At 76.2% G+C, this 26,629-nt stretch carries 29 protein-coding genes and 1 pseudogene; 12 read left to right on the top strand and 18 right to left on the bottom strand.

Features of this window, described 5'->3' with window-relative positions; all coding sequences use genetic code 11:
• Positions 1–75: 75 nt before the first annotated feature.
• From D0Z06_RS00145 to pdhA, 3 genes are read right to left on the bottom strand one after another with little or no spacing between them, the layout of a single operon-like run.
• Complete coding sequence (locus tag D0Z06_RS00145; protein ID WP_117375375.1) at positions 76–1,650, bottom strand: dihydrolipoamide acetyltransferase family protein; 1,575 nt, start codon at positions 1,648–1,650, stop codon at positions 76–78.
• Positions 1,651–1,652: 2 nt separating this feature from the next.
• Positions 1,653–2,633: an alpha-ketoacid dehydrogenase subunit beta gene (locus D0Z06_RS00140; RefSeq protein ID WP_117375374.1), complete on the bottom strand. Its 981-nt coding sequence runs from the start codon at positions 2,631–2,633 to the stop codon at positions 1,653–1,655.
• Positions 2,630–3,775, bottom strand: coding sequence for a pyruvate dehydrogenase (acetyl-transferring) E1 component subunit alpha (gene pdhA, locus D0Z06_RS00135; protein WP_117375738.1), 1,146 nt, complete (start codon positions 3,773–3,775; stop codon positions 2,630–2,632). Before pdhA ends, D0Z06_RS00140 begins: the two co-directional genes overlap by 4 nt.
• Positions 3,776–3,983: 208 nt before the next feature.
• Here pdhA and D0Z06_RS00130 point away from each other — a divergent pair, with 208 nt between their 5' ends.
• A complete protein-coding gene (locus D0Z06_RS00130) occupies positions 3,984–4,472 on the top strand; it encodes an Lrp/AsnC family transcriptional regulator (RefSeq protein WP_117375373.1) in 489 nt (162 codons plus the stop codon).
• A gap of 36 nt (positions 4,473–4,508) precedes the next feature.
• On the opposite strand, the gene D0Z06_RS00125 is transcribed toward D0Z06_RS00130, so the two are convergent.
• A complete protein-coding gene (locus D0Z06_RS00125; protein WP_233517356.1) occupies positions 4,509–4,781 on the bottom strand; it encodes a DUF3253 domain-containing protein in 273 nt (90 codons plus the stop codon).
• 67 nt (positions 4,782–4,848) lie between these two features.
• On the opposite strand from D0Z06_RS00125, the gene D0Z06_RS00120 reads away from it, so the two are divergent.
• Positions 4,849–5,367: a hypothetical protein gene (locus D0Z06_RS00120; RefSeq protein ID WP_199522036.1), complete on the top strand. Its 519-nt coding sequence runs from the start codon at positions 4,849–4,851 to the stop codon at positions 5,365–5,367.
• Positions 5,368–5,392: 25 nt separating this feature from the next.
• On the opposite strand, the gene D0Z06_RS00115 is transcribed toward D0Z06_RS00120, so the two are convergent.
• From D0Z06_RS00115 to D0Z06_RS00105, 3 genes are read right to left on the bottom strand one after another with little or no spacing between them, the layout of a single operon-like run.
• Positions 5,393–6,718, bottom strand: a complete 1,326-nt coding sequence (locus tag D0Z06_RS00115) for a serine hydrolase domain-containing protein (protein ID WP_117375372.1) — start codon at positions 6,716–6,718, stop codon at positions 5,393–5,395.
• 36 nt (positions 6,719–6,754) lie between these two features.
• Positions 6,755–7,081 carry a DUF3817 domain-containing protein gene (locus D0Z06_RS00110; RefSeq protein ID WP_117375371.1) on the bottom strand — a complete coding sequence of 109 codons (327 nt, stop codon included), beginning with the start codon at positions 7,079–7,081 and terminating at the stop codon, positions 6,755–6,757.
• A complete protein-coding gene (locus D0Z06_RS00105; protein WP_199522035.1) occupies positions 7,078–7,671 on the bottom strand; it encodes a hypothetical protein in 594 nt (197 codons plus the stop codon). Before D0Z06_RS00105 ends, D0Z06_RS00110 begins: the two co-directional genes overlap by 4 nt.
• Positions 7,672–7,677: 6 nt before the next feature.
• Between D0Z06_RS00105 and D0Z06_RS00100 the strand changes: the two genes are divergently transcribed.
• On the top strand, positions 7,678–8,244 hold the full coding sequence (locus D0Z06_RS00100) for a hypothetical protein (protein WP_117375370.1): 567 nt from the start codon (positions 7,678–7,680) through the stop codon (positions 8,242–8,244).
• Here D0Z06_RS00100 and D0Z06_RS00095 read toward each other — a convergent pair.
• Positions 8,222–8,599 carry a DUF2568 domain-containing protein gene (locus tag D0Z06_RS00095; RefSeq protein WP_158579840.1) on the bottom strand — a complete coding sequence of 126 codons (378 nt, stop codon included), beginning with the start codon at positions 8,597–8,599 and terminating at the stop codon, positions 8,222–8,224. The genes D0Z06_RS00100 and D0Z06_RS00095 overlap by 23 nt on opposite strands.
• A gap of 115 nt (positions 8,600–8,714) precedes the next feature.
• On the bottom strand, positions 8,715–9,764 hold the full coding sequence (locus tag D0Z06_RS00090; protein WP_117375368.1) for a C40 family peptidase: 1,050 nt from the start codon (positions 9,762–9,764) through the stop codon (positions 8,715–8,717).
• A 282-nt stretch (positions 9,765–10,046) separates the two neighbouring features.
• On the opposite strand from D0Z06_RS00090, the gene D0Z06_RS25165 reads away from it, so the two are divergent.
• From D0Z06_RS25165 to D0Z06_RS00080, 3 genes and pseudogenes are all read left to right on the top strand, one after another.
• Positions 10,047–10,223 (top strand): hypothetical protein, encoded by a 177-nt coding sequence (locus D0Z06_RS25165; protein WP_158579839.1) that lies wholly within the window; start codon positions 10,047–10,049, stop codon positions 10,221–10,223.
• A 34-nt stretch (positions 10,224–10,257) separates the two neighbouring features.
• Positions 10,258–11,814, top strand: a complete 1,557-nt coding sequence (locus tag D0Z06_RS00085; protein WP_117375367.1) for a phytoene desaturase family protein — start codon at positions 10,258–10,260, stop codon at positions 11,812–11,814.
• Positions 11,808–12,623, top strand: a pseudogene (locus tag D0Z06_RS00080) (YhjD/YihY/BrkB family envelope integrity protein); the annotation flags it as partial. The gene D0Z06_RS00085 and the pseudogene D0Z06_RS00080, both read left to right, overlap by 7 nt.
• A gap of 23 nt (positions 12,624–12,646) precedes the next feature.
• On the opposite strand, the gene D0Z06_RS00075 reads toward D0Z06_RS00080, so the two are convergent.
• The 5 genes from D0Z06_RS00075 to D0Z06_RS00055 form a co-directional block, all read right to left on the bottom strand.
• Positions 12,647–15,136: a penicillin-binding protein gene (locus tag D0Z06_RS00075; RefSeq protein ID WP_233517355.1), complete on the bottom strand. Its 2,490-nt coding sequence runs from the start codon at positions 15,134–15,136 to the stop codon at positions 12,647–12,649.
• A gap of 190 nt (positions 15,137–15,326) precedes the next feature.
• Positions 15,327–15,995 carry an acVLRF1 family peptidyl-tRNA hydrolase gene (locus D0Z06_RS00070; protein WP_117375365.1) on the bottom strand — a complete coding sequence of 223 codons (669 nt, stop codon included), beginning with the start codon at positions 15,993–15,995 and terminating at the stop codon, positions 15,327–15,329.
• The gene (locus D0Z06_RS00065) at positions 15,992–16,435 is read right to left on the bottom strand and encodes a rhodanese-like domain-containing protein (protein ID WP_117375364.1); all 444 of its coding nucleotides are present in this window, start codon (positions 16,433–16,435) and stop codon (positions 15,992–15,994) included. Before D0Z06_RS00065 ends, D0Z06_RS00070 begins: the two co-directional genes overlap by 4 nt.
• Positions 16,432–17,646: an MFS transporter gene (locus D0Z06_RS00060; protein WP_117375363.1), complete on the bottom strand. Its 1,215-nt coding sequence runs from the start codon at positions 17,644–17,646 to the stop codon at positions 16,432–16,434. The genes D0Z06_RS00065 and D0Z06_RS00060 overlap by 4 nt, the downstream gene beginning before the upstream one ends.
• 263 nt (positions 17,647–17,909) lie before the next feature.
• Entirely contained in the window at positions 17,910–19,724 is a 1,815-nt protein-coding gene (locus tag D0Z06_RS00055) for a phosphoenolpyruvate carboxykinase (GTP) (RefSeq protein ID WP_117375362.1), read from the bottom strand.
• 175 nt (positions 19,725–19,899) lie between these two features.
• Here D0Z06_RS00055 and D0Z06_RS00050 point away from each other — a divergent pair, with 175 nt between their 5' ends.
• The gene (locus tag D0Z06_RS00050; protein ID WP_117375361.1) at positions 19,900–20,106 is read left to right on the top strand and encodes a hypothetical protein; all 207 of its coding nucleotides are present in this window, start codon (positions 19,900–19,902) and stop codon (positions 20,104–20,106) included.
• Here D0Z06_RS00050 and D0Z06_RS00045 read toward each other — a convergent pair.
• Positions 20,085–20,594, bottom strand: coding sequence for an SRPBCC domain-containing protein (locus D0Z06_RS00045; RefSeq protein ID WP_117375360.1), 510 nt, complete (start codon positions 20,592–20,594; stop codon positions 20,085–20,087). The genes D0Z06_RS00050 and D0Z06_RS00045 overlap by 22 nt on opposite strands.
• Positions 20,591–20,920, bottom strand: coding sequence for an ArsR/SmtB family transcription factor (locus D0Z06_RS00040; protein ID WP_117375359.1), 330 nt, complete (start codon positions 20,918–20,920; stop codon positions 20,591–20,593). The genes D0Z06_RS00045 and D0Z06_RS00040 overlap by 4 nt, the downstream gene beginning before the upstream one ends.
• A 74-nt stretch (positions 20,921–20,994) precedes the next feature.
• On the opposite strand from D0Z06_RS00040, the gene D0Z06_RS00035 reads away from it, so the two are divergent.
• Both D0Z06_RS00035 and D0Z06_RS00030 read left to right on the top strand, forming a co-directional pair.
• Positions 20,995–21,213: a hypothetical protein gene (locus tag D0Z06_RS00035; RefSeq protein WP_117375358.1), complete on the top strand. Its 219-nt coding sequence runs from the start codon at positions 20,995–20,997 to the stop codon at positions 21,211–21,213.
• Positions 21,214–21,291: 78 nt separating this feature from the next.
• Complete coding sequence (locus D0Z06_RS00030) at positions 21,292–21,534, top strand: acyl carrier protein (protein ID WP_117375357.1); 243 nt, start codon at positions 21,292–21,294, stop codon at positions 21,532–21,534.
• 113 nt (positions 21,535–21,647) lie between these two features.
• Here the strand turns inward: D0Z06_RS00030 and D0Z06_RS00025 are convergent, their stop codons facing one another.
• Positions 21,648–22,031 (bottom strand): FKBP-type peptidyl-prolyl cis-trans isomerase, encoded by a 384-nt coding sequence (locus D0Z06_RS00025; protein WP_117375356.1) that lies wholly within the window; start codon positions 22,029–22,031, stop codon positions 21,648–21,650.
• Between the two features lie 83 nt (positions 22,032–22,114).
• The gene (locus D0Z06_RS00020; RefSeq protein WP_117375355.1) at positions 22,115–23,407 is read right to left on the bottom strand and encodes an MFS transporter; all 1,293 of its coding nucleotides are present in this window, start codon (positions 23,405–23,407) and stop codon (positions 22,115–22,117) included.
• A 135-nt stretch (positions 23,408–23,542) separates the two neighbouring features.
• On the opposite strand from D0Z06_RS00020, the gene D0Z06_RS00015 reads away from it, so the two are divergent.
• The 3 genes from D0Z06_RS00015 to D0Z06_RS25050 all read left to right on the top strand — a co-directional run bounded on the left by D0Z06_RS00015 (position 23,543) and on the right by D0Z06_RS25050 (position 26,426).
• The gene (locus D0Z06_RS00015; protein ID WP_117375354.1) at positions 23,543–23,932 is read left to right on the top strand and encodes a VOC family protein; all 390 of its coding nucleotides are present in this window, start codon (positions 23,543–23,545) and stop codon (positions 23,930–23,932) included.
• A gap of 60 nt (positions 23,933–23,992) precedes the next feature.
• Positions 23,993–25,711, top strand: coding sequence for a glycoside hydrolase family 13 protein (locus D0Z06_RS00010; protein ID WP_117375734.1), 1,719 nt, complete (start codon positions 23,993–23,995; stop codon positions 25,709–25,711).
• 322 nt (positions 25,712–26,033) lie between these two features.
• On the top strand, positions 26,034–26,426 hold the full coding sequence (locus tag D0Z06_RS25050) for a hypothetical protein (RefSeq protein ID WP_147331959.1): 393 nt from the start codon (positions 26,034–26,036) through the stop codon (positions 26,424–26,426).
• Positions 26,427–26,629 lie beyond the last annotated feature (203 nt).

Here is a 26,629-nt window from a genome sequence, read left to right as displayed (position 1 = left end):
CGGCGCCGGGACCTCCCGGCCCCCCTGCAGGGACCCGCCGCGAGCCTGCGAGCGGTGGGGGGCAGGAGGGTCCTGTCAGAACGCCAGCGCCGTCCCGGGGTCGTGCAGGAGTGCCCCCACGTCGGCCAGGAACCGGCTGCCCAGCTCCCCGTCGACGATGCGGTGGTCGAACGACAGCGCCAGCTGGGTCACCTGCCGCGGCACGACCTTCCCCTTGTGCACCCACGGCATCTCCCGGACCTGCCCGAAGGCCAGGATCGCCGACTCGCCGGGGTTGAGGATCGGCGTCCCGGTGTCGACGCCGAACACCCCCACGTTGGTGATGGTGATCGTGCCGCCGGACATGTCCGCCGGGGCGGTACGGCCGGCCCGGGCCGTCTCGGTCAGCTCGGCCAGCGCCGCGGCGAGCTCGGGCAGCGAGAGCCGCCCGGCGTCCTTGACGTTCGGCACGACCAGGCCCCGCGGCGTCGCGGCCGCGATGCCGAGGTTCACCTGCCCGTGGACGACGATCTCCTGCGCGGCCTCGTCCCACGAGCTGTTGACCACCGGGTGCCGGCGCGCGGCCAGCAGCAGTGCCTTGGCCACGAACAGCAGCGGGCTGACCTTCAGCCCGGCGAACTCGGGCCGCGCCGCGATCCGGCTGCGCAGCTTCATCGTCCGGGTCACGTCGACGGCGAGGAACTCCGTGACGTGCGGGGCGGTGAAGGCGCTGGCCACCATGGCCGCCGCGGTGTGCTTGCGGACCCCCTTGACCGGGATCCGCTGCGCCCCCGCGGTGCCGCCAGGCACCGCGGCCGGGACGGCGGCCGGCGCCCCCGGCGCGCCCTGCCCGGCCGCGGCCTGCACGTCGGCACGGGTGATGACCCCGCCGTCGCCGCTGCCGGTGAGCACGGCCAGGTCCACGCCGAGGTCCTTGGCCAGCTTGCGCACCGGGGGCTTGGCCAGCGGGCGGGGGCGGCCCCGGCCGCGGGTGGCCGGGGCCGACGGGGCGGCCGCCTCGGACAGCGCGTGCGCCTCGGCCTGCCGGCCGACCTCCAGCCCGCCGTGGCGCACCGGCTTGCTCCGGGCGTCGGGAGCGGTGGTCAGCAGGGGCGTGCCGGTGACGGCCGCCGGGGCGGGGCGCTCGGCGCCCCCGGACCCGTAGTCGGCCCCGGCGAGGGTGCCGGTGGCCTGCGGCGCGCTCGCCCGGGCGGCGGCCTCGCCGCCGCGGCGCGGGCGGCGGCGGGCCTCGGTGGTCCGCGGGCCGTAACCGACCAGCACCGCGGTCCGCCCACCGGGAGCCGCGCCCCCGATCAGCCCGGCGGCGGGCTCGGCGGCGTCCGCGGGGCCGCCGGCAGCTTCCGCCGGCGGAGCCGCCGCGGCTGCCGGGGCGGCGGCGTCCCCACCCGGTTCGCCCCCACCCTCCCCACCGGTGTCGATGGTGATGATCGGCGTGCCGACGTCGACGGTCTCCCCCGCCTCGTGCAGCAGCGCGGTGACCGTCCCGGCGTAGGGCGAGGGCAGCTCGACCGCGGCCTTGGCGGTCTCCACCTCGCACAGCGGCTGGTTGACGGTGACCGTGTCGCCGACGGCGACCAGCCACTGCAGGATCTCGCCCTCGGTCAGGCCCTCCCCGACGTCGGGCAGCTTGAACTGCTTGAGGTCCGGCACGGTCAGAACTCCATCGCGCGGTCGACGGTGTCGAGCACCCGGTCGAGGTCGGGGAGGTACTCCTCCTCGAGCTTCGACGGGGGGTAGGGCACGTCGTAGCCGCCCACCCGGAGCACCGGGGCCTCCAGCGAGTGGAAGCAGGTCTCGGTGACCCGCGCGGCGATCTCCGCCCCGAGCCCGAGGGTCACCGGGGCCTCGTGGACGACGACGCAGCGGCCGGTCCGGCGCACCGACTCGACCACCGGGTCGAGGTCGAGCGGCGACAGCGTGCGCAGGTCCACGACCTCCAGCGACCGGCCCTCCTCCTCCGCCGCCTGGGCCGCCTGCAGCGCCGTCTTCACCATCGGGCCGTAGGCCAGCAGGGTGAGGTCGTCGCCGCCGCGGACCACGCGGGAGGCGAACAGCGGGTCCGGGGTGGCGTCGGTGTCCACCTCGGCCTTCTCCCAGTAGCGGCGCTTGGGCTCGAGGAAGACGACCGGGTCGGGCGCGGCGATGGCCTGCTGGATGCCGAAGTAGGCGTCCACCGGGTTGCTGACCGCGACCACCTTGAGGCCCGGGGTGTGGGCGAAGTACGCCTCGGGGCTCTCGCTGTGGTGCTCGACCGCGCCGATGCCGCCGCCGAAGGGGATGCGGATGACGATCGGCAAGGCCAGCTTCCCGCGGGAACGGGCGTGGATCTTGGCCACCTGGGTGACGATCTGGTTGTAGGCGGGGAAGACGAAGCCGTCGAACTGGATCTCGCACACCGGCCGGTAGCCGCGCATGGCCAGGCCCACCGCGGTGCCGAGGATGCCGGCCTCGGCCAGCGGGGTGTCGACGACGCGGTCCTCCCCGAAGTCCTTCTGCAGACCGTCGGTGATCCGGAAGACCCCGCCGAGGCGGCCGATGTCCTCCCCCATGAGCACGACCTTCGCGTCGTCCTCCATGGCCCTGCGCAGGCCCAGGTTCAGGGCCTTGCCGATGGTGAGGGTCTGGGTGCTCACCGGCCGGCCTCCTCGAAGCTCGCCTGGTAGGCCGCGAAGTCGGCCCGCTGCTGCGCCAGGTGCGGGGTCTGCTCGGCGTACACGTGGTCGAACATCGCCGTCCCCGGCGGGTCGGGCATCTCGGTGGTGCCGCGCCGGATCCGGGCGGCGAGCTCCTCGGCCTCGGCCTCGACGGAGTCGAGGAAGGCGGCGTCGGCGACGCCCGACCGGGACAGGTGCGCCTTGAGGCGGGCGATCGGGTCGCGCAGCTTCCACTCCTCCAGCTCGCTCGCCAGCCGGTAGCGGGTGGGGTCGTCGGAGGTGGTGTGCGCGCCCATGCGGTAGGTGAAGGCCTCGATGAACGTGGGGCCCTGGCCGTCGCGGGCGGCGGCCAGGGCCGCCCGCGTCACCGCGAGGACGGCGAGGACGTCGTTGCCGTCGACCCGCACGCCGGGGAAGCCGAAGCCCGCGGCGCGCTGGTACAGCGGCACCCGGGTCTGCCGCTCCAGCGGCACGCTGATCGCGTACTGGTTGTTCTGGCAGAAGAAGACGACGGGGGCCGAGAAGCTGGCCGCCCAGATCATCGCCTCGTTGACCTCGCCCTGGCTGGTGGCGCCGTCGCCGAGGAACGCCAGCGCCGCGGTCTCGGCGCCGTCGCGCTGCAGGCCCATCGCGTACCCGGTGGCGTGCAGGCACTGGGCGCCGATGACGACGGTGTAGAGGTTGAAGCCGGTGGCGACCGGGTCCCAGCCGCCGTTGTCCACGCCGCGGAACAGGCTGATGACCTCGAGCGGGTCCACTCCCCGCGTCCAGGCCACGCCGTGCTCGCGGTAGGTGGGGAAGGCCGTGTCGTCCGGCTGCAGCGCGCGGCCGGCACCGATCTGGGCGGCCTCCTGGCCGAGCAGCGAGGCCCAGATGCCCAGCTCGCCCTGGCGCTGCAGCGCGGTGGCCTCGACGTCCCACCGGCGGACCAGCACCAGGTCGCGGTAGAGGTCGCGCAGTTCCTCGTCGCCGACCTCCAGCGGGTACTCGGGGTGCTCCACCCGCTCGCCCTCGGGGGTGAGGAGCTGGACGAGGTCGGGCTGCTGGGGGAGGTGGGGGGCGTCGGCCCCCGGGACGGGGTCGACCACCTCGGTGGTCGCGCTCGACACACTCACGGGCATCTCCTCGCCGTCGGCCGCCGCGGCCGGGGTCACCGGCGGGCGGTACTGGACGTGTCGCGGCACCGGGGTGTGGCACCACTCACACCCATGGTGGCACGGACCGGCCTCCGGTGAGAACACACCTCCCGGCAGATCTGCGCAAGGTCACGAGATCGTATTGCGCACCATGACCGGTGCGAGGGTGCCGCCGCGTGTCAGACTGAGCACCGTGCCGGCCCTCGACGCCACCGACGCGCGGCTGATCCGGGCCCTGACCGAGGACCCGCGCGCCACCGTCATGGCGCTCTCCCAGCGGCTGGGGCTGGCCCGCAACACGGTGCAGACCCGGCTGGCACGCCTCGAGGCCGGCGGGGTGCTCGCCCCCTTCGACCACCGGGTCCGGCCGGAGGCGCTGGGGTACCGCCTCGGCGCCTACGTGACGGTGCAGGTGGTGCAGCGCAGCCTGGCCGACGTCGGCGAGGCGCTGGCCGGGATCCCGGAGGTGCTGGAGGTGACCGCCCTCTCGGGGGTAGCCGACCTGCTCGTGCGGGTGGTCGCCACCGACGCCGACGACCTGTGGCGGATCACCGAGCAGGTCCTGGCCATCCCGGGGGTGCAGCGCACCGACACCGCGCTGGCGCTGCGCCGGCTGGTCGACCACCGGGTCGCGCCGCTGCTGGACCGCGCCGCCGGACCGGAGCCGGCCGGCGACGCCTGAGCCGAGCCGGCCGGTGCCACCCGGCCGGCCGCCTCCTCAGGACGGATCCCGCACGGCGCGGCGCACCCGCACCGGCCCGCGGGCGGTGGCCACGTCCACCACGCGGCCGCCCTGGGTGACCTCCACGCGGCCCGCCGCCGCCAGCCGGCCGGCGGCGGCCCGCGCGGCCGGCATCACCGCCCGCCAACCGGCGGGGTCGACGACGCGGGCGGCCTCCGACGGGCAGACCGAGGCCCCCTCCCGGCGCGCGGCGAGCAGCTGCTCGATCGCGCTCTCGAGCCGGGCGTCCAGGTCGTCCAGGTCGTCCACGGCCCCAGGGTGCGCCACCGGCGCGACGTCCGGCGTGGCCGGCCGGGCCGCGGGGTAGGGGCGCGCCATGGCGAAGCAGACCCCGATCGGGACCCTCGGCACGGGCCGGCGCGGCATCAGCGTGCTCGGCTGGGCACTGCGCGGGGCCGCCGCCGGCGCCGCCGGCACGACCGCCCTCAACGCCGTGACCTACCTCGACATGGTGGTGCGTGGGCGGGGCAGCAGCTCCACGCCCGAGCGGACCGTCGAGAAGCTGGCGGAGAAGGCGCACGTCGGCATCCCCGGCGACGAGGAGACCCGCCAGAACCGGGTGCAGGGCCTCGGCCCGATGACCGGGCTGGCCGCCGGCGTGGGCGTCGGGGTCGCCGTGGGCCTGGTGCGGGCGGCCGGCTACCGGTCCCAGCCACTGGTGGGCACGCTGCTCACCACCCTCGGCGTGCTGGTGGCCGCCAACGGGCCGATGACCGTCCTGGGCATCACCGACCCGCGGTCGTGGTCGGCCACCGACTGGGCCAGCGACGTCGTCCCGCACGTGGCCTACGCCGCGGTGGTGAAGACGACGATGGACGCCTTCGACCGGGCCTGACCGGAGCCCGCAGCACCCGCCGGGCTCAGGCCCGCCAGCCGCCCTCGTCGACGCCGCCGGGCACCGGGGCGGTCGGGTCGTAGGGCTCGCGGGTGAACACGAAGGTCCCGAGGTCCAGGTGGTCCTCGGCGATCCGCAGCGGCTCGCCGGCGTAGTAGCCCTCCAGGCCCACCCACGTGCCGTCGTCCCGGCGGGCGAACCGGCTGGCCCGCCCCGCCCGGCCCGGTAGCGGGCCCAGGTGCAGCAGCCCGCCGGGCAGCGCGCGCAGGACGTGCGGCGCCGGCCCCCAGTACCAGATGCCGAGCGTCTCCAGCGGCAGGGCGGGCGGCGAGGGCCGCCACGGCTCCACCACCCGCGGCTCGGCCGCGCGCAGGTCGGCGAGCAGGCCGGGCAGCAGCGGGTCCAGGCCGCTGGTCGTGTTCGCCAGCGACACGGCGCCCGCCTGCTCCTCCCGGTCGACGAAGACCCCGGCCAGGAAGCCGGGCATCGAGCCGCCGTGGCCGACCAGGGTGCGGCCGTCCACCCGCAGCACCTGCAGGCCCAGCCCGTAGGCCGACCACCCCGGAGCGGACGGGTCCACGCCGGCCGGCACGGTCATCTCCTCCAGGGTGGCGGGGTCGAGCACGTCGCCGGTGTCGCCGAGCAGGAAGGCGGCGAAGCGGCCGAGGTCGGCGAGGGTCGCCCACAGCTGGCCGGCGGCGGCCATCACCCCGGCGTCGTGCTCGGGCTCGGGGAGGACGACGTCGGCCCACGGGTGCACCGCGTGGCCCTCGGCCGCGGGGGCCGCCGGCCGCGGCGTGGTGCGGGCCATGCCCAGCGGCTCCAGCACCTCGGCGCGGACGACGTCCTCCCAGGACCGGCCCCGCAGCCGGGCCACCAGCTCGCCGAGCAGGCCGAACCCGAGGTTGGAGTAGTGGAACCGGCGGGCGGCACCGAGGACGACGTGCTCCTCGGCCAGGGCGAGCTCCTCCAGCCGACCGCCGGGGGTGCGCTCCCACCAGCCACCCGGGCTCTCGGCCGCCGCGCCGGCCACGTGCGCCAGCAGCTGGCCGACCGTCCGGTCCCGCAGCGGCGTGCCGGGCACGTGCCGCTCCAGCGGGTCGTCGAGGTGCACGCGGCCCTCGTCGCGCAGCCGCAGCACCGCCACCGCGGTGACCGTCTTGCTGATCGAGCCCAGCCGGTACTGCACGTCCGCGTGCGGCTCGGGGACGTCGCCGCGGCCGGCCGACCAGGCCAGCCCGCCGTCGCGCACCACGCCGGCCACGAGGGACGGCGCGCGGCTGTCGCGCTGCACCCGCGCGGTGCGGGCCAGCAGCGTGCGGGCGGTGGACGGCAGGACGGGCTCGGGCATGCCGGGACGGTAGCGAGGGGGCCGGCGTCCCGCGGCTCAGGACGTGGGCACGGGCTCCGGCAGCGGGAGCCGGCCGGTGCGGGTGGCCCACCGGTCGAACCACAGGGTGGCCAGGGGCGGGACCGAGGCGGCGAGGGCGAGCAGCGTGGTGCGCGGCTCCCAGCGCAGCACCCGGGCGGCCACGACGGCGAGCACGACGTAGGCGATGAAGATGCCGCCGTGGATCGGCCCGAAGATCTGCACGCCGCGCTCGGACGTGCCGAGCACCCACTTGACGAACATGCCGAACAGCAGCCCGACCCAGGAGCACGCCTCGGCGAGGGCGACGGCGCGGAAGGCGAGGGCGGTGGCGCGGGGGGTCACCGGCCCATGGTCCCACCGCCGCGGGAGAGGTAGGCGCGGCCCCGAGGGGACAGCTCGTACCCGACGGCTAGGCTGCGGGTGAGGCCGATCTCCTTCAGCTTGCGGACGTCCCGCTTGAACGGGAGCACCTCCCGCCCCAGGGTCGCCGCGAGGTCGGGCGCCCGCACCCCGGGACGTTCCGCGACGAGCGCCAGCACCGCGCGGGTCCACGGGCCGGACCGGGACGCCGCGTCCCACCGGGCCAGCCGGGCGTCGATGGCGGCGCGGTCGGCGGCGGTCAGCTGCTCCTGCTCGCGCAGCACCACCCGCGGGTCGGCCCCCGCCCCGCGCACCCGGACCCGGTAGACGTGCGCACCGCCCCGCCGCTCGAGCAGCCGCAGCAGCTGCGCCAGCGACGGCACGCCGGCGGCTGCGGCGTCGGCCTCGGTGAGGGCACCGGGGTCGACCTCGACGACCTCGCCGAACTCGACGACGCCGGCCGACGTCCGCTGGGTGCCACCCGGCCGCACCCGGGGCCGGTCCCAGCGGCGGAAGGCGAGCGTGACGGCGCCGTCCATGATGGCCGCCGCGGTGGCCGGTGGGATGAGCACGCCCGGATGCTGGCAGGGTCGTCGGTCGTGCGGGGTCTGGCGCGGCGGGAGTTCTGCCTCGTGCTGCTGCGCCGGATGGCCGACCTGCGCCCCGACCTGGTTGCCGAGGCGTTGCCCCGGCTGGGGGCCACCCGGGCCGAGGCGCACGCCGCGCAGACCCGCTGGCAGGGGCTCCAGCACTCGCGCCGGGCCCCTCGGGGGCTGGCCCTGCGCACCGCCGTCCTCGGACCCGCCGCGCAGGTGGCCGACCGCCGGTTCGGCGACCTGGACCTGCAGGTGCGCCGCTGGCCGCTGCCGCTGTGGCCGCACCTGTCCTGGGAGGTGCTGACCGGCCCGGGCGGGTCGGTGCTCGAGGAGCACCTGGTCCGGGCGCCCGGCTCCCCCGTCCCCCGCGCGAGCGCCGGCCGGCTGCTGGTCTGGGAGCACGTGCTCGACGACGTGGTGGGCCTGCCCGGCGCGCGCGGCGTGGACCCGGGCGTGGTCACCCGCTGGGAGGTGGAGCTGCCGGGTGGCGTGCGGGCGCGCTTCGTCTGGGGCCTGCTGCAGCAGGTCAGCGGACCGCCGGGGCGCTGACCGGGTCCGGCGGCTGCTGGGCGGTCAGCGGCCCGGAGAGCACGGTGCCGAGCACCGCCGCGACGGCGAGGACGGCGGCCAGCCGGGGCGCCCCCGCGCCCAGCAGGGCCAGGACGGCGGCGCCGAAGACGACGACCTTGGTCAGGACGGCCAGGACGAGGACCTGCACCACCGCCTGCGGCGCGGCGAACAGCCCCCAGGCCGCCGCGACGGCGAGCGGCAGGCCGATCGCCAGCACCCACCGCAACGCGGTCGTCCCGCCGGTCGTGGCGCCCCACCACGCCAGCGCACCGAGGGCCGCCAGCTCCGCCCCGAACGCCACGAGCGCCCAGGCCCACTGCCAGGTCTGCGCCACGACCGCCTCCTCGCTGTGAGCACTGATCAGATACGAGAGCAGTGTTCACCATCCGCGCGCGGGCGTCAACGCGCGCCGGTCCGCGACGGCCGGCGCACACCGCGCGGGCGGCCCGTCAGGCGGCGATGCGGCGGGCCCCGGCGTAGCTGCCCATCACGTCGATGCCGGCGACCTTCACCACGTCCCCCGAGGTGGGCGCGTGCACCATCTGCCCGTTGCCGATGTAGATGCCCACGTGGCTGACCGGGTTGTAGAAGAACACCAGGTCACCGGGGCGCAGGTCGGCGCGGGAGACGGCCTGCCCCATCGTCGACTGCATCCGGCTCGAGTGCGGGAGGCGGATGCCGGCGGCGGCGAAGGCGTACTGCACCAGCCCCGAGCAGTCGTAGGAGCCCGGGCCCGACGCCGCCCACACGTAGGGCTTGCCCCGCTGGGCCATCGCGGTGTCGACCGCCGTCTGGGCGGCCCCGCTGTCGGCCACCACCGGGGCCGACGGCGCGGGCTCCTCGCGAGCCGCCGAGCGGCTGGCCCGCTCCTCCTCCCCACCGACCGCGTGGGTGGCGGCCAGCTCCACCGCGGCCCGCCGCTCCTCGGCCGAGAGGCGGGCGAAGTCCGCCTGGTAGGCGGCGATCTCGGCCTCGAGCGCGGACTGCTGGGCGGCGACGGCGTCGTACTGCTGCTGCGCCTCGCCGGCCGCCCGGTCGGCGACGGCCTGGGCCGCGGCCGCGGCCTCCCCGGCGGCCGCCGCCTGGCCGAGGAGGGCGTTCTGGTGCCCGGCGACGGTCTGCAGCAGACCGACGCGGTTGACGAACTCGTCCGCCGAGTCGCTGGTCATGAGCGCCTGCAGCGAGCCCATGCTCTCGCCGGTGTAGGCGGTGCGCGCGATGCCGCGCACCTGCTCGCGCGCCGCGGCGGCCGCGGCGGCGGCCTCCTGCACCTCCGCGGCGGCCTGCTCGGCGGCGGCCTGCTCGGCGCGGAGGACCTCGCGGGCCTCGTTGAACTGCTCGGTGACCGCCTCGAGGGCGTGCCCGCGGGCGGCCACCAGGGCGGCCGCCTCCTGCGCGGTGCCCGGCTCCTCGGCCCCGGCCGGCGCCGGGAGGAGCGCGACGGACAGGGTGACCGCCAGGGCGGCGGTCAGCCGGGCGGCGGTACGCGGCGTCGCCATGGGACGGCGGCTCTCCCTCACTCCCTCGAGCCGCCTACCGGTGGGCTGACGGTCCGGGCGGCAAGCGCCCGGCGCGGCCGGCGGCGTCCGGGGGGTGTCACCCATTTCGGTGACTGAGCGCCCCCTCAGACACACGGAAAGTAATGGCCGTGACCCGGTCGTGACAACGGCACGCAGGTGATCTCGTGGACTCCCGCCCGGTTCCCGCAGGTCGGCGGGACGCCCGGGGCCGGTGGGGCGGCCGGGGTTCACGTCCGGCCCGCAGTGGGCAGCAGAAGCCCCATGGACCTCAAGCGTCTCCTCGCCGCCCTGGCCCTCACCGGGGCCCTCGCCGGCCCGCTGGCCGGCTGCGGCGACAACACCGACCTCGAACGCGGCACCACCGAGTGCGGCGCCGCCGAGGCGGGTGTCGCGGACGAGGCGGACTGCGCCGACGAGGAGCCCGGCTCGCCCACCTGACCCCCTGCCGGGCAGGGACGGCTACGGTCCGCCGGTGGACGCGCGCAGCAGGTACGACGCCGTGGTGGTCGGGGCGGGGCACAACGGGCTGGTCGCCGCGGCCTACCTGGCGGGGGCGGGCCGCTCGGTGCTGGTGCTCGAGCGGCTCGAGCGGGTGGGCGGCGCCGCCGTCAGCCGCCAGGTCTTCCCCGGCGTCGACGTCCGGCTGTCGGCCTACTCGTACCTGGTCAGCCTGCTGCCCGACCGCATCGTCGCCGACCTGGACCTGGAGATCACCCTCGCCGACCGCGCGGTGGCCTCCTACACCGCCGTCCCCGGGGGGCCCGGCCTGCTGGTCGAGCGCGACGAGGGCCCGGCGACCGAGGCGTCGTTCCGCGCGCTGACCGGGTCCGACGCCGAGTTCGCCGGCTGGCGGCGGTTCTACGGCCGGGTGGCCGCGCTGGCCGAGGACCTCGCCCCGACCCTCACCGAGCCGCTCCTGTCGCCGGGCGCGCTGGCCGGCCGGCTGCGCGACCCGGGCCTGTGGCACGACCTGCGCGAGCGGCCGCTGGCCGACGTGGTCGCCGACGAGCTGGCCTCCGACGTCGTCCGCGGGGTGTCGCTCACCGACGGCCTGATCGGCACGTTCGCCGACGTCCACGACCCCGGGTCCGCGGCGGGGCGGTGCTTACTCTACCACGTGGTGGGCAACGGCACCGGCCGCTGGCGGGTGCCGGTCGGGGGCATGGGCGCCGTCAGCGGCGCGATGGCGGCCGCCGCGCGCGCGGCCGGCGCCGAGCTGCTCACCCGCGCCACGGTCACCCGCCTCGACCCGCGGCGGGACGGCGTCACGGTGCACTGGACCGACGACGACGGCGCCGAGCACGCCGCGGACGCCGCGCACGTCGTCTGCGGGGCCGCCCCGGCGGTGGTGGACCGGCTGCTGGGCCGGCCGCCCGCGGACGGCACCGAGGGGGCCCAGCTGAAGGTCAACATGGTCCTGGCCCGGCTCCCCCGGCTGCGCTCGGGCGTCGACCCGGCGGTGGCCTTCGCCGGCACCTTCCACGTCGACGAGTCCGCCGCCCAGCTCGACGCCGCCTACGCCCAGGCCGCCGCGGGCCGGCTGCCGGACGTCATCCCCTTCGAGGTGTACTGCCACTCGCTGTCCGACCCGTCGGTGCTCGGCCCGGCCGAGCGCGCCGCCGGCCACCAGACCCTGACGCTGTTCGGCCTGCACACCCCCGCGGCGCTGTTCCGGGCCGACCCGGTCGGCACCCGCCGGGAGGCGGTGCGCCGGGTCGTCGACCAGCTCGACGCCCACCTGGCCGAGCCGCTGCTGGACTGCCTGGCCCGTGACGCCGACGGGGAGCCCTGCCTGCAGGCTGCCTCGCCGCTGGACGTGGAGGCGTCGCTGGCGATGCCGGGCGGGCACATCTTCCACGGCGACCTCGCCTGGCCGGTGGCGGGCACGGTGGAGGAGGAGGGCACCTGGGGCGTGGCCACCGACCACCCGCGCGTGGTCGCGGCCTCCTCCGGCGGGACGGTGCGCGGCGGGGCGGTCAGCGGCCTGGGCGGGTACGCGGCCGCGCGGCACCTGCTGGAGCGGTGCTGAGCGGCGGGCGGCGCGCCGGGTGGCCGGGGCGGCTGCGCGCGGAGGCCGCGGGCCTGCTGCGCGGCGTGCGGACGCGGTTGCACGGGCGGGACCTCGCCCTGATCGCCGCCGGGCTCACCTTCTACGCCGGCATCGCCGTCGTGCCCCTGCTGCTCGTGGCCTTCTCGCTCACCGCCCTCGTCACCTCCCCGGCGCGGGTCCGGGTGCTCTCCGACCGGCTCGCCGAGGTGCTGCCGGACCAGCTCGGCGCCCCCCAGGCGCTGCGCGCGCTCGCCGACGCCGGCGTCGGCCTGGATCTGGTGGCCTTCGCCCTCGCCCTGCTGCCGCTGTCCCTCTACGGGGAGGGGCTGCGTCGCGCGCTGCTGCGCTTCACGACCCGCCGGGACACCCTGACCGGGTGGCGGGGCCGGCTGCTCGCGCTGCCCCTGGTCGGCGCCTTCCCCCTGCTGCTGTACCCCCTCCTGCTCGCCGCCGCCGCGATGGCCGCCCTGCAGGAGCAGGACCGCACCCTGGGCAGCCTGGCGCTCGGCTACTACTCGGTGCTGTTCGTGCTCACCGTGCCGCTGCTCTGGGGGTACGCGGTGGTCGCGGCCGGCCGGGTCCGGTGGACGGCACTGCTCTGCGGCGTCCTGTTCACCGCCGCCTGCCTGTCCGGCTTCCTGCAGGGCTTCGTGCTCTTCCTCGCGCTGCCGCTGGCCCTCGGCGCGCCGTTCGGCGGGCTGGACGTCGTCGGCGCCGTGGTGGCGATCAGCCTGTGGCTCTGGCTGCTCCACCTGGTCGTGATCGGCGGGTGGCTGCTCACCCAGGCCCTCGACGAGCGGCTCCGCTCCGGTCAGCCCCCGGGCGGCGGCCCCGGCGCGGGCGCGGGCGGTGCGGGCTCGGCCGGCGCCGGCCCGGGGGGAGGGGGCTCGGCCGGTGCGGGCTCGGGCGCCCCGCCGGCGGGGGGGCCGCCCTCGGGCGGCGGCTCGGCCGGCGGCCCCTCGTCCGGCGGGCCGCCGTCGGCCGGCGGATCGGCCGGCCGTTCCGGCGCCGGCGCCGGGGCCGGCTCCTCGGCCGGCGGTCCGGCGGGTTCCTCCGGCGCGGTGGCCGGGGGCTCGGGCTCGGGCTCGGGCTCGGGGGGCGGGGGCGGCGGCGGGACGTAGTCGGACCCGTTGCTCACCAGGATGGTCACGACCTGGCCGGGCACCGCCCGCCCGCCGCGGGACGGGCTGGTGCCGAGGAAGGTCCCCGCCGACCGGCTGCTGTCGACGCGCACCGTGGTGTGCCCGAAACCCGCGTCGGTCAGCGCCGCCTGGCAGGCCCGCACCGAGGAGCAGCCGGGCACCGGGCGCGTGTTGCCGTTCTCCACCACCGGGTCGGCGGGCGGGAACTCGCCGCTGCCCCGGGTCTCGAGCACCGGCGCCATCGCGTCGCGCCAGATGGTCGCCCCCTTGCCGCCGCCGAAGCCGCCGACGTCCTCGTTGCGCTTGGGGTTGAGGACCATGACGCTGGCCGCGATCTCCGGCGTGTACCCGACGAAGGCCACCGAGTAGTTGTCCTGCGAGGTCCCGGTCTTGCCGGCGATCTGGTGGCCCGGGACGTAGGCCCGCCGGCCCGTCTGCCCCGGGAAGCCGGGCTCGACGTCCTTGCGCAACATCTGGTTCAGCGTGGTCGCCACACCCGGCGGGATCGCCTCGGGCGTGCAGCGGTCGCCGAGGGCCAGCGGCTCGCCGTCCGGGCCGACCGCGGGGTCGCCGTGCTGGTCGAGGACGGCGGTCACCGGGACGACGTCGCACCGGGTCCCGCTCGCGGCCAGCGTGGAGTAGGCGCTGGCCAGCCCGAGCGGGCTCGTCGCCTCCGAACCGAAGGTGAACGACCCGCGGTTCTCGTCGATGATCCGCTGCGGCAGGGCGGGGTCGTTGAACTGGAACAGGCCCATCGCCTCGGCCATCCGCACCGGGTCCTCCACGCTGCCGAGGGCGTCCTCCAGGGCGAGGAAGTAGGTGTTCGACGACTGGTACAGGGCGGTCGTGAGGTCCAGCGTGGAGCGGTAGGCGCCGGCGTTCTCCACGTCGTAGGGGCCGCTGCCGTCGCGGTAGACCCGCGAGACGTAGGGGTCGGAGGTGGTGAGCGTGTAGGTGCTGGAGTAGCCGCGGGCCAGCGCCGCCGCCGCGACGAAGACCTTGTAGGTGGACCCCGAGCCCTGGCTCGGCGCCACGTTGAGGTTGTAGGACTCCTGCGCCGGGTCGGCCCGGTCGTAGCCGAACACCCGGTTGACGCTCATCGCCAGCAGGTGCCCGGTGCCCGGCTCCACGGCGGTGAACATGCCGGCCAGCGAGTCGCCCATGGGGAGGCTGCCCAGCACCGCGGCGTCCCCGGCGCGCTGCAGGTCGACGTCCAGGGTGGTCTGGACGACGTAGCCGCCGTTGTCGAGGTCCTCCTGGGTCAGGCCCAGCTCCTGGACGAGGTAGCGCTGCACGAAGTCGCAGACGAACGGGCCGACCGTGGCCTCCACGCAGCCGCGCGGCGGGGCCGGGCCCGGGGACAGCCCGAGCGGGCTCGCCTGCGCGGCGGCGGCCTCGTCGGCGCTGATGTAGCCCTGCTCGGCCATCCGGGAGAGGACCTCGTCGCGCCGGTCGGTGGCCGCCTCGGGGTTGGTGAACGGGTCGTCCGAGGTGGGGCTCTGCGCCAGCCCGGCCAGCAGCGCGGCCTGGGTCAGGGTGAGGTCCGCGGCGTCGACGCCGAAGAAGGCCCGCGCGGCCGGCTGCACGCCGTAGGCGTTCTGCCCGAAGTAGACGATGTTGAGGTAGCGGGTGAGGATCTCGTCCTTGCTGTAGACGTCCTCGAGCGCCAGCGCGACCCGGGCCTCGCGCAGCTTGCGGCCCACGGTCTGCTCGGTCGCCGCGCGCCGTTCCTCCGGGGTCTCGGCGGTCTGCAGCAGGGTCTGCTTGACCAGCTGCTGGGTGAGCGTCGAGCCGCCCTCCTCCACGCCGCCGGCGGCCAGGTTGGTGACCAGCGCGCGCAGGGTGCCCTGGACGTCGAGGCCGTGGTGGCCGAAGAAGCGCGCGTCCTCGATGGCGACCATCGCCTCCTTCATGACGGGGGCGATCTCGTCGCCGCCGACCGGGTCCCGGTTCTCGTCGTAGAAGTAGGTGATCGGCTCGCCGTCGGCCGCGAGCAGCACCGTGTTGGGAGGCGGCGGGTCGACGGTCAGCTCGGCGGGGAGGTCCCCGAGCAGGCTGGTCGACTGCTGGGCGACCGAGAGGGGACCGCCCACCCACGGGAAGAGGAGCCCCGCGACGAGGAGGCCGGCGGCGACCACCGTCGCCGCGAGCTTGCCCACCGTCCTGACCCGTGCGTCCGTGCGCAGGTCCAATCTGCCTCCCTCCGTGGCGGCCCCCACCTGAACAGGGAACCCCCCAGGGCACAACCACCCGCGCCGCAGCCCCGGTCAGCCGTTGCACGACCGTGAGGTGCCGGTCACTCCGCGGTGCGGTCGGTGCTGCTCCGGGCCGCCGGCGCCGAGGTGCCGGTCAGCCCGGGCGGTCGCCGGGTTCGACCACGGTCACCTCGACCGCCCGCACCAGCGCGGGGGTGGAGAGCAGGACGGCCTTCGTGGGCTCCCCGACGTCCAGGGCGCGGCCGGCCCGGCGCTCGGCCAGCGGCCGCAGGCGGGGGTCGGCGAGGACGGCGTCGACCAGGCCGCGGTCGCCACCGGTGAACAGGCCCGCCAGCTCCCCCGCGTGCGGCAGCAGCACGCGGGCAGCGGTGTCGGCCGCCGCCCCGACCACCGCGTCGGCCTGGTGCGCCCGCCGGCGCGCGTAGCGCTGCTGGCTCCAGCCGCCGGCCGCGGTGCGGCCCTGCACCTGCCGGGAGCCCACCTTCGAGGCGACCAGCTCCGGGCCGTCCACCACGCCGACGGCCCACCGCCCCCGCCGGACCAGCAGCACCCCCGCCCGCCGGGGGGCGCGGGCCTGCGCGGTGAAGGTCGTCAGCAGCGCCGGCCCGGGGGTCCACGGGAACGGCGCGCGGAGGGTGACGGCGGTGCCGTCGGCGCACGCGGCGCGCACCGTGCCGGCGTCCTCGGCGACGGCGGTGAGGGCGCCGTGCCGGGCGGCGACGCCGTCGAGCCAGCGCGCGAGCCGTTCGGGGGCGACGCCGAGCCGGCGGCCACCCCCGGCCAGCGGGCGGGGCCGGGTCACCGGCCGGCCGCGCCGCCCGGGGTCACGGGCAGCCCGGCGGCCCGCCAGGCCTGGAAGCCGCCGATGACGTCGGCCGCCCGCCGCAGGCCGAGGGCGCGCAGCGAGTCCGCCGCCAGGCTGGAGGAGTAGCCCTCGTCGCAGAGCAGGACGACCTCGACGTCGTGGCCGGTGGCCTCGGGCAGCCGCGCGTCGCTGTCCGGGTCGAACCGCCACTCGAGGTGGTTGCGCTCCACGACCAGCGCGCCGGGGACGGTCCCGTCGGCGGCGCGCTGGTCGCCGGTCCGGGTGTCGACCAGCACGGCCCCCGCCGCGGCCCGGGCGGCGGCCTCGGCGGGCTCGAGGCGGTGGATCCGGCTGCGGGCCTCGGCCAGCACCTCGGCGATCGTGCGGGTCCCGTCGGGGCGCCCGGGGCCGACCGGCGCCCCCCCGTCGGCCCTCACCGCGCCATCGCCGGGGCGGCCGCGTGCTCGGCGGGCACGTGCAGGAGGCGCTGGCAGGAGGCGACCACGACGGCGGCCACCGCCGCGGCGACGGTCGCGACCGTGAACGCCGCGTTGGCCCCGGCCGTGTCGACCACCCAACCGGCCAGGGAGGCGCCGACGGCCACGCCGAGGCCCAGGGCGGTCCCGATCCAGGTGAACGCCTCGGTGGTCGCCGACCGCGGGACCAGGAGCTCGGCGAGGGTGAAGGAGCTGATGAGCGACGGGGAGACGGCCACGCCGGCGACGACCACGAAGGGGATCATCGCCCAGACGTTCCCGACGAACAGCAGCGGGAGGCTGAGCACGGTCAGCAGGACGAGGGCCACCGACAGCCGCTGCCGCAGCGGGTGCCGCCAGTGCACGCTGCCCCAGCCGATGCCGCTGGCCATCGACCCGACGGCCAGCGCGGCGATGAGCACCCCGGACAGCGACATCGCGCCGCTCTCGTCGGCGAAGGCCACCAGCGCGATCTCCAGGGTGCCGAGGACCGCGCCGACCGCGGCACCCACGACGAACAGCACGCGGATCCCCGGGCTGCGGATCGCGCGGGGGCCGGACCGGGCCTCGTGCCCGTGCGGGGGCGGCTCGGTGCGGCCCTGCGCGGCGAACAGCAGGCTGCCGACGACGGCGAGCACGAACGCGGTGACCACGCCGGAGGTCGCGTGCCCGGTGGTGGACAGGAAGGTGACCAGGACCGGGCCGACGATGAAGACGAACTCGTCGACCACCGATTCCATGGCCAGGGCGGTGGGCAGCCGGTGCGTCCCGCGCAGCAGGTGGGTCCAGCGGACCCGGATCATGGAGGCCACCGGCGGGATGCAGGCGCCGGCCACCCCCGCGGAGGCGAAGACGGTCCAGGTCGGCCAGTCGTTCTTGACCGCCGGCAGGAACACGCAGCCGGCGGCGACGAAGACGGCCACCACCGGCAGCAGGGTGCGGCGCTGCCCGTGGGTGTCGGCCCAGCGGCCGATGAGCGGCCCGGAGACCGCGGTGGTGACGGCCCCGGTGGCGGCGACCGCACCGCCGAAGCCGTAGGAGCCGGTCTCGGAGGCGATCAGCAGCACCGAGCCCAGGCCCACCATGGACAGCGGGAGCCGCCCGACGAAGGCGGCGAGCACCATCGGCAGCGCGTGTGGCGTGCGCAGCACGTGGAGGTACGGGTTGGGCACGAGGGACCTGTCGTCTCAGGTGGAGGGAGCGTGCGTACGCCCGGCCACGCTAACCGACCTGCGCCACCCGGGCCGGTCGGGACGCGGGCCGCGGCACGGGTGCCGCACGGGGCCCGGACGTGACGGGGCCCCGCCCCGGTCGCCGTTGACCGGTGCGGGGCCCCGAGCCTGCCGAGCTGCCGGAGCGCCCCCCTCCCAGGGTCGGCCACCCGTCAGGGGCCCGCGCCGAGCGTGCGAGGCGTGGGGGGAAGGGTGGTCCTCTTTCAGCCGAGCCGGTGCTTGAGGATCTCCAGCTCGTCCCACATGGTGCTGGGGAGCTTGTCGCCGAACTTCTCGAACCACTCGGTGATCTGCGGGACCTCGGCACGCCACTCGTCGGCGTCCACGGCCAGCGCCTTCTCCACCTGGTCGCGGGAGAGGTCGAGGCCGGAGACGTCGAGGGAGTCCGGCGTCGGCACGTGGCCGATCGCGGTCTCCTCGGCCGCCGCGGTGCCCTCGAGCCGCTCGACGACCCACTTGAGCACCCGGCTGTTCTCGCCGAAGCCCGGCCACAGGAAGCCGCCGTCCTCGTCGCGGCGGAACCAGTTCACGTAGAAGATGCGCGGCAGCTTCGCGGCGTCGTGCATCTTCCCGGTCTCGACCCAGTGGCCGAAGTAGTCACCGGCGTTGTAGCCGATGAACGGCAGCATCGCGAACGGGTCGCGGCGGACGACGCCGACCGCGCCGGTGGCGGCCGCGGTCGTCTCCGAGGACAGCGTGGCCCCCATGAAGACGCCGTGGTTCCAGTCGCGGGCCTCGGTGACCAGGGGGACGGTGGTCTTGCGCCGGCCGCCGAAGAGGATCGCCGAGATCGGCACGCCCTTCGGGTCCTCGTACTCGGGCGCGAGGATCGGGCACTGGGTGATCGGCGTGCAGAAGCGGCTGTTCGGGTGGGACGAGGGCTCGTCGGAGTCCGGCGTCCAGTCCCGGCCCTTCCAGTCGGTGAGGTGCGCCGGCGGCTCGTCGGTCATGCCCTCCCACCAGATGTCGCCGTCGTCGGTGAGGGCGACGTTGGTGAAGACCGAGTTGCCCTTGTCGATGGTGCGCATCGCGTTGGGGTTGGTGTCCCAGCCGGTGCCGGGGGCGACGCCGAAGAGCCCGAACTCGGGGTTGAGCGCGTAGAGCCGGCCGTCCTCGCCGAAGCGCATCCAGGCGATGTCGTCCCCGAGGGTCTCGACCTTCCAGCCCGGGATGGTCGGCTCGAGCATCGCCAGGTTGGTCTTGCCGCAGGCCGAGGGGAAGGCCGCGGCGATGTAGTAGGTCTTCTGCTGGGGGCTGGTCAGCTTGAGGATCAGCATGTGCTCGGCGAGCCAGCCCTCGTCGCGGGCCATCACCGAGGCGATGCGCAGGGAGTAGCACTTCTTCCCCAGCAGCGCGTTGCCGCCGTAGCCGGAGCCGTAGGACCAGATGGCCCGCTCCTCGGGGAAGTGCACGATGTACTTGGTGTCGCTGCAGGGCCAGGGCACGTCCTGCTGACCGGCCTCGAGCGGGGCGCCGAGCGAGTGCATCGCCGGCACGAACGACCGGTCGGTGCCCATCGCCTCGAGGATCGCGCTGCCGATGCGGGCCATGACCCGCATCGAGACGACGACGTACTCCGAGTCGGTCAGCTCCACGCCGAACATCGGGTTCTCGGCCTCGACCGGGCCCATGCAGAACGGGATGACGTACATCGTCCGGCCGCGCATGCACCCGCGGTAGAGCTCGGTCATGATCGACTTCATCTCGCCCGGGTCCATCCAGTTGTTGGTGGGCCCCGCGTCGGCCTCGTCGACCGAGCAGATGAAGGTGCGGTCCTCGACCCGGGCGACGTCGCTGGGGTCGGAGGCGCACCAGAAGGAGTTGGGCTTCCTCGCCAGGCGGGTGAACGTGCCGGCGTCGACGAGCTGCTGGGTGAGGCGCTCCCACTCCTCGTCGCTGCCGTCCACCCAGACCACGCGGTCGGGGGTGGTCAGCTCGGCCATCTCCCGGACCCAGGCCAGCAGCCGGGCGTGCGTGGTGGGGGCGTTGTCCAGACCGGGGGTGGCCACTGAGGTCACGGCGTCTCCATCCTCTGGGTCCGCCGGGCGGGGTGCGCCGGCGCGCGTGCAGGGGTGCTCGGTGTCGTCGGCCCGCCGTCCGCCGTCGGCGCCGGGCGTGGCCGGGTCCGGTCAGCGTACAAGCGGGGACGCTCACTGTAACCGTGAGAGATGTTACGTATAAGACGTCTACCCGATGGGACGGAAGTCCCTGGTGCGAGGCCCGCCGGGCACCCGCCCGGACGGCCACGCCGCGCCCGCCCGGGCGGTCCGGGCCGCCCTCGGACGGGTGAGCACCGACCGCGCCGCCCGCACCGCCGCCACCGCCCGGCTCGCGCTGGACGCCGTCGCGCTGGCGGTGCCGGTCCTGGGCGCGCGGGATCAGGCGGGACCGCGGCCGTAGAGCGGCCCGACCGCCGCCCAGAACGGCTCCCACTCCCCCGGGCCGTCGCCCCCCGTCACCTCGGCGTCGAGCTTGTCGAGGTACCAGTGCCAGCCACCGGCGACGTCGGCGACGTCGGCCCCCGCGGCGAAGTCCTGCCGGAAGGTGAGCACCGTCCGCCCGTCCTCGCGGACCAGGTCCAGCTCCACCCGCCAGTCGCCCTGACCCACCCACTCGACGACCAGCCGGCGCGGCGGCTCGCACTCGACGATCCGCACCTCCTCGCTCGCCGGCTCCAGCTCCTGGGTCATGGTGAAGGTGCCGACGCCGCCGACCACCCGCTGCCCGTCGTAGGTGCCGATCCAGCGCACCGTCCGCTCGGGTTCGGTGAGGGCCGACCAGACGTCCTCGACCGGGTCCGGCCACGACCGGCGGAACTCCAGCCGGCGTCGGCCGTCGGGCAGCTCGGTGACCGTCCCCCGCCGGGGGTGCGTGTGCTGCGCGGTCATGCGGGGCCTCCGTCCCGTCGCGCCCGCCGGCCGCGGGCGATCTCGGTGTCCAGCACGTCGAACCGGCGGGCCCACAGGTCGCGGTAGGGCTCCAGCCAGTCGTCGAGTTCCTGCAGGGGGCGCAGGTCGAGGGCGTACAGCCGCCGCCGCCCGTCCTCCCGGCAGGTGACCAGCCCGGCCTCGCGCAGCACGCGCAGGTGCCGGCTGATCGCCGGACGGCTCACCGGGAAGCGGCCGGCGAGCTCGCCGGCGGGCTGCTCGCCCGCGCGCAGCAGCGCCAGGAGCTGCCGCCGGGTGGGGTCGGCGAGGGCCGCGAGCGCCTCCACGCGGCCATGTGTAACACGTGGGTTACGTATTTGGCCAGGGGTTGACGCGCGATCCCCCCGGGCAGGGGGAGGCCATGAGCGTCACCGACCCCGACGTCCCCGACCCGCTCCACGACCCGCGCACCACGCAGGCCGACCCGGGCGCGCCCGGGCAGGGCGCGGACCTCGCCTCGGCCGGCGACGACCCGTCGGCCACCGGCGAGGACGAGCTCGCCGCGGGGCGGACCGAGCAGGACGACGCCGGCGGCGGGGAGGTCACCGGCGGCGCCTCCCCCCGGGCACCGGGGTCCTGAGACGGACCGGTCCGTTTCGCCACCGGCCGGCCGGGGGACCGGAGGGGACGCAGGCCACACACCGATCGAGGAGGGGCCATGGCCACCGGTGAGACCGGCTTCGAGGACGTCACGTTCGACCTGATCTCCGTGCAGTACCACTCGCTCAAGGCAGGGCACGACTACGGCCAGTACGTCCGTGATGCGGAGAACGCGGGCCTGGACGACGTCGCGGCGTTCTTCCGCGAGGTCATGGAGCAGGACTCCGCCCGTGCCCGCCGCTGCCACGAGCTGCTGCGGCAGATCTCGGGCACCGACCAGGGCGGCCCGGCGACCACGTAGGCCACCCGGGCACCGGGGGCCGGCGCGGCCGGCCCCCGGTGCGCGCGAGCCCGGCCGGGGATCCCGCCCGCGACCGGGCCGCCGGGCCCCGCGAGCCGGTCACCGCCGGTGGGTCACCGCACGCCCATGAGGTCGACGACGAAGACCAGCGTCGCGCCCGGCTCGATCACCCCTCCGGCACCCCGGTCGCCGTAGGCCTTGTGCGGCGGGATGGTCAGCCGCCGCCGCCCACCGACCCGCATCCCCGCGATGCCCTCGTCCCAGCCCTGGATCACCATGCCGACGCCGAGCCGGAACTCGAGCGGGTCGCCGCGGTCCCAGGAGGCGTCGAACTGCTCGCCGCCGTCGTGGGTGACGCCGACGTAGTGGGCGCTGACCAGGCTGCCGGGGGTGGCCTCGGGGCCGTCGCCGACGATGAGCTCCTCGATGACGAGGTCGGCGGGAGCGGGGCCGCTCGGCGGGTCGACGTCCGGTCGCGTGCGGGCGGGCTCGGCCACGGTTCTCCCTCCTGCGCCGGGGCGGTCCCGGCGCGGTCGTCCCATCCAAACAGCGGCCGGGACCGGTCGCAGCCGAGGGGCTTTCAGACCTCCGCGGGCACGGCCGGGGCCCGACCGCCGACCGGCGGGGTGTCCAGCGGGTGGGCCAGCTCGTCCTCCGGCATCCGCGCGGCGAGGACGGCCAGCACCGCCAGGACCGGGGGCACCAGCCCGGCGAGGAGGAAGACGGTGCCCAGACCGAGGACCTGGCCGACCGTCCCGGCCAGCGCCATCGACAGCGGCATGAAGCTCAGCGAGACGAAGAAGTCGAGGCTGGACACCCGCCCGAGCAGCGCCGGCGGCACGCGGCGCTGCAGGAGCGTGCCCCAGATGACCATGCCGGCCTGGAACGTCGCGCCCATGACCGCGCCGGCGAGGACCATCGGCCACAGGTCGCGTGTGACGGCGAAGACCACCATCGGCAGGCAGCCGAGCCCCCAGAGCCCGTTCATCACCGTCAGGTAGCGGCGCGGCAGCCGCAGCGAGGCGACGACGAGCGAGCCCACCGCCCCGCCGACCCCGAAGGCGGCCAGCACCCAGGCGTGCTGGCTGGGCCCCCCGCCGGCCTCCTGCACGGCGAAGGGGACCAGGACCTCGAACGGGCCGATGAAGACCAGCAGCATCAGGGACGCGAACAGCAGCGTGGCCAGGAGCCACGGCGTCCGCACCATGTAGGCGAAGCCCTCCCGGACGTCGCGGAGCAGCCCGCGCACCGCCCCGCCGGCGGGCAGCTCCCGCCGCACGGGCGTGGTGGGCAGCGCGGCCACGCACGCGGCCGCGCCCAGCGCCGCGGCGGCCGTGGCCGCCAGCGCCGCGCCCGGGGAGAGCGCGGCGACGAGGAAGCCGGCCGCCGCCGGACCCGCGGCCTGGGCGAGGACCGGGCGGACGACGCCCTCCAGCCCGTTGGCGGCCAGCAGGTCGCCCTCCGGCACGAGCGCCGGCACCAGCGCGGAGTACGCCGGGTAGTAGAGGCCGAGCGCGACGCCGTCGAGGAGCGAGACGAGGGCCAGGTGCCCCAGGGACAGGGCGCCGGCCAGGGACAGCGCCGCGGCGGCCGCGACCACCCCCGCCTGCAGCAGCGCGACGGCGAGCAGGATGCGCCGCTGCGGCACCCGGTCGGCCAGCGCGCCGCCGAGCAGCGTGGTGGCCAGCATGCCGCCGGCCGACAGGCCGGTGACCAGGGAGAGCGCGGCCGGGCCCCCGCCGAGGGCGACGACCTGCCAGACGACGGCGATCGCCCACAACCCCTGGCCGAGCAGGCTCAGCGCCAGCGACAGGGCCAGGAGGCGGTAGTGGCGGTGCCGCAGCGGGGAGAGCGCACGCGGCAGGGCGGGCATGGCGGTGCCTCCTCGTCGGGCCGGCGGGGCTGGGTGCGGGGGCCATCGTCGGCGACGGGTACGACAGGTCGCACGCGATTTCGCCCTCGGCGTCCCGCTTCCCGGGGGTGGCCGGCGCCGCTACGGTGCGGCGGCGTGATCGACCACCTCGCCCTGCAGGTCGCCGACGTGGACGCGGCCGCCGCGTTCTACACCCGGGTGTTCGCCCCCTGCGGGGTCCGCCAGGCCATGCGGTTCGACGCACCGGGCGGGCCGGTCGTGGGGCTGGCCGGGCCGGACGGGCAGCCCCGGCTGTGGCTGGGCCCCCTGGTGGAGGGCTCCGAGCGGCCGGTGCACCTGGCGGTGCTGGCGCCGTCCCGGGCGGCGGTGGACGCGGTGACCGCCCTCGCCCGGCAGGCGGGTGCGGAGGTGCTGCACGAGCCGCGGGTGTGGCCGGAGTACCACCCCGGCTACTACGGCGGCTTCTTCCGCGACCCCGACGGCAACAACGTGGAGGCGGTGCACCACTCGCCCCCGCCGTCCTGAGGCCCGTCGTCGCGCCCCCTCCGCGCGCGGTGCCCGCACCGCCGTGCTGGGGTGGTGGCCGTGACCGCCGAGCAGCCCGACGACGCCCCGTGGTGGACCCGCGCCGTCGTGTACCAGGTCTACCCGCGCTCGTTCATGGACTCCGACGGCGACGGCGTCGGCGACCTGGGCGGCGTCCTCCGGCGCCTGGACCACCTGACCGACCTGGGCGTCGACGTCCTGTGGCTCTCGCCGGTGTACCGCTCGCCGCAGGCCGACAACGGCTACGACATCAGCGACTACACCGACGTCGACCCGGCTTTCGGCACCCTGGCGCAGCTCGACGAGCTCATCGCGGCGCTGCACGAGCGCGGGATGAAGCTGGTCATGGACCTGGTGGTCAACCACACCAGCGACGAGCACCCGTGGTTCGCGGAGAGCCGCTCCGCGCCGGACTCCCCCAAGCGGGACTGGTACTGGTGGCGCCCGCCCCGGGCCGGCATGGCCCCCGGCCAGCCGGGCGCCGAGCCGACCAACTGGCACTCCTTTTTTTCCGGCTCCACCTGGGAGCTCGACGAGGCCAGCGGCGAGTACTACCTGCACCTGTTCGACCGCAAGCAGCCCGACCTCAACTGGGAGAACCCGCAGGTCCGGCACGCGGTGTACGAGATGATGCGGTGGTGGCTCGACCGCGGGGTCGACGGGTTCCGCATGGACGTCATCAACCTGATCAGCAAGGACGTCGGGCCGGGGGGCGAGCTGCACGACGGCCCGCCGATCCCGGGCCTGCCCTACGGCGACGCGACGTCCTCGGTCGTCTGCGGGCCGCGGATCCACGAGTTCCTCCAGGAGATGCACCGCGAGGTGTACGCCGGGCACCGCGACCGGCTGCTGCTCGTGGGCGAGATGCCCGGGGTGACCGTGGAGGAGGCGCGCCTGTTCACCGACCCGGCCCGGGAGGAGGTGGACATGGTGTTCCAGTTCGAGCACGTCCAGCTGGACTACGACGGCTCGAAGTTCTCCCCGCGGCCGCTGCGGCTGACCGACCTCAAGGCCTCGTTCGGGCGCTGGCAGGCCGGGCTGGCCGACGTCGGCTGGAACTCCCTCTACTGGGACAACCACGACCAGCCGCGGGCGGTGTCCCGCTTCGGGGACGACTCCCCGCGCCACCGCCGGGACTCGGCGACCTGCCTGGCCACCCTGCTGCACCTGCACCGCGGGACGCCCTACGTCTACCAGGGCGAGGAGCTGGGGATGGCCAACGCCCCGTTCGAGCACCTGGACGACTTCCGCGACGTCGAGTCGCTCAACCACTACGCGCAGGCCGTCGCGCACGGCGAGGAGCCCGGGGCCGTCCTCGGCGCGCTGCGCCGGATGAGCCGGGACAACGCCCGGACGCCGGTCCAGTGGGACGCCTCGCCGGACGCCGGGTTCACCACCGGGACGCCCTGGATCGCGGTCAACCCCGACCACGCGGAGTGGAACGCCGAGGCCCAGCGGGAGGACCCGCGCTCGGTGCTCGCCCACCACCGGAGGCTGGTCGCGCTGCGGCACGAGGACCCGGTCGTGGCGCTCGGGGACTTCACGATGCTGCTGCCCGAGCACGAGTCGGTCTACGCGTTCACGCGGTCGCGCGGCGGCGTCACCCTGCTCGTGGTCTGCAACGTCAGCGGGCACGAGTACCGGCTCGCGGAGCTGCTCCCGGAAGCCGGGGGCGCCGACCTGGTGCTGGGCAACCTGGACGTCGACGACCCCGCCGTCCTGCGCCCCTGGGAGGCCCGGGTGCTGCGCCTGCCCTGAGCCGGGCGCGGGCCGGGTGCGCGACGTGCTCGCCGCCGGCACCGCGGTCGTGGAGCACGAGGGCCGCGCCGTCCCGGTCGAGCGCCCGGTCCTCGTCGGGTCGGCCGAGGCCGCCCCGCACCTGTCCCGAGGGGACCGGTCGGTGCACCGGGTCCTCGGCGTCGACACCTTCCCTGCGCCTGCGCACCCCTGCCGCCTGAGCGGGGTGCCCGGACGCGGGAGGTGCACCCCGCTCACCGCGCTCGGGACCGTCGGCACCCGGGGGCACGCTGGGACGCACCCGGACGTTGACCGGGTGCAGCACCCGCACGAGGAGCCCACCATGCTCAGGTCCCCGACCCGGAGGGACGCCGACCGCCACCCGGACGACGCCTGGCCGCCCGCCCCGGTCCCGCGCGAACCCGTCGACGGCGCGCCGCGCGGCGGCGCCGCACCGCCCCCTGGACGCCGGGACCACTGGTCGGCACCCGACCCGCTCGCCGACATCCTGGCGTTCGCGTGGCAGCCCGGGGCCGCACCGCCGCGGGAGATCCGCATCCGGCCGGAGACCCTGGACCGCCTCCTCGCCCGGCTCTCCCCGTCCGATCGGGCGCGGCTGGAGCAGCAGGGCGTCGTCGGGGGACCGGCCGGCGTGCCGCTGGTCGTCGACGGGACCCTGCCGGCGTCCCCCGGCTTCGAGGTCGTGCGCGTCCCGCCGGCTCACCTTGTCGTTTAACCCCGTGGGTCCTCGAATGACAGGACCGTGATCCGGGGGCTGGCATGAGGGCGGCCACCGGGTGATCCTTTGGAGTTGCGAGCTGCAAACGATCACCGGTGGCCGTGATGGACAGTGTTCACCCGCAAGGCGGCGTTGGCGAGGTCTCGGCCGCGGAGGCCGCCGATCGACTGCGGGAATTCCGCGCCGGGTTCTACCGATGC

Origin of the sequence: Geodermatophilus marinus, assembly GCF_003428645.1 — a bacterium.
Classification (GTDB): Bacteria; Actinomycetota; Actinomycetes; order Mycobacteriales; family Geodermatophilaceae; genus Geodermatophilus.
Note: the sequence above shows the minus strand (reverse complement) of the source record. Positions and strands in the feature narration are given on the sequence as shown.

Excerpts from the sequence above, each read along its gene's own strand:
- D0Z06_RS00035 (WP_117375358.1), top strand. The coding sequence starts at position 20,995 with ATGAGCGTCACCGACCCCGACGTCCCCGACCCGCTCCACGACCCGCGC.
- D0Z06_RS00120 (WP_199522036.1), top strand. The coding sequence starts at position 4,849 with ATGGCGAAGCAGACCCCGATCGGGACCCTCGGCACGGGCCGGCGCGGC.
- D0Z06_RS00045 (WP_117375360.1), bottom strand. The coding sequence starts at position 20,594 with ATGACCGCGCAGCACACGCACCCCCGGCGGGGGACGGTCACCGAGCTG.
- D0Z06_RS25050 (WP_147331959.1), top strand. The coding sequence starts at position 26,034 with ATGCTCAGGTCCCCGACCCGGAGGGACGCCGACCGCCACCCGGACGAC.
- D0Z06_RS00115 (WP_117375372.1), bottom strand. The coding sequence starts at position 6,718 with ATGCCCGAGCCCGTCCTGCCGTCCACCGCCCGCACGCTGCTGGCCCGC.
- pdhA (WP_117375738.1), bottom strand. The coding sequence starts at position 3,775 with ATGCCCGTGAGTGTGTCGAGCGCGACCACCGAGGTGGTCGACCCCGTC.
- D0Z06_RS00050 (WP_117375361.1), top strand. The coding sequence starts at position 19,900 with ATGGGACGGAAGTCCCTGGTGCGAGGCCCGCCGGGCACCCGCCCGGAC.
- D0Z06_RS00030 (WP_117375357.1), top strand. The coding sequence starts at position 21,292 with ATGGCCACCGGTGAGACCGGCTTCGAGGACGTCACGTTCGACCTGATC.
- D0Z06_RS25165 (WP_158579839.1), top strand. The coding sequence starts at position 10,047 with ATGGACCTCAAGCGTCTCCTCGCCGCCCTGGCCCTCACCGGGGCCCTC.
- D0Z06_RS00090 (WP_117375368.1), bottom strand. The coding sequence starts at position 9,764 with ATGGCGACGCCGCGTACCGCCGCCCGGCTGACCGCCGCCCTGGCGGTC.
- D0Z06_RS00100 (WP_117375370.1), top strand. The coding sequence starts at position 7,678 with ATGCTGGCAGGGTCGTCGGTCGTGCGGGGTCTGGCGCGGCGGGAGTTC.
- D0Z06_RS00020 (WP_117375355.1), bottom strand. The coding sequence starts at position 23,407 with ATGCCCGCCCTGCCGCGTGCGCTCTCCCCGCTGCGGCACCGCCACTAC.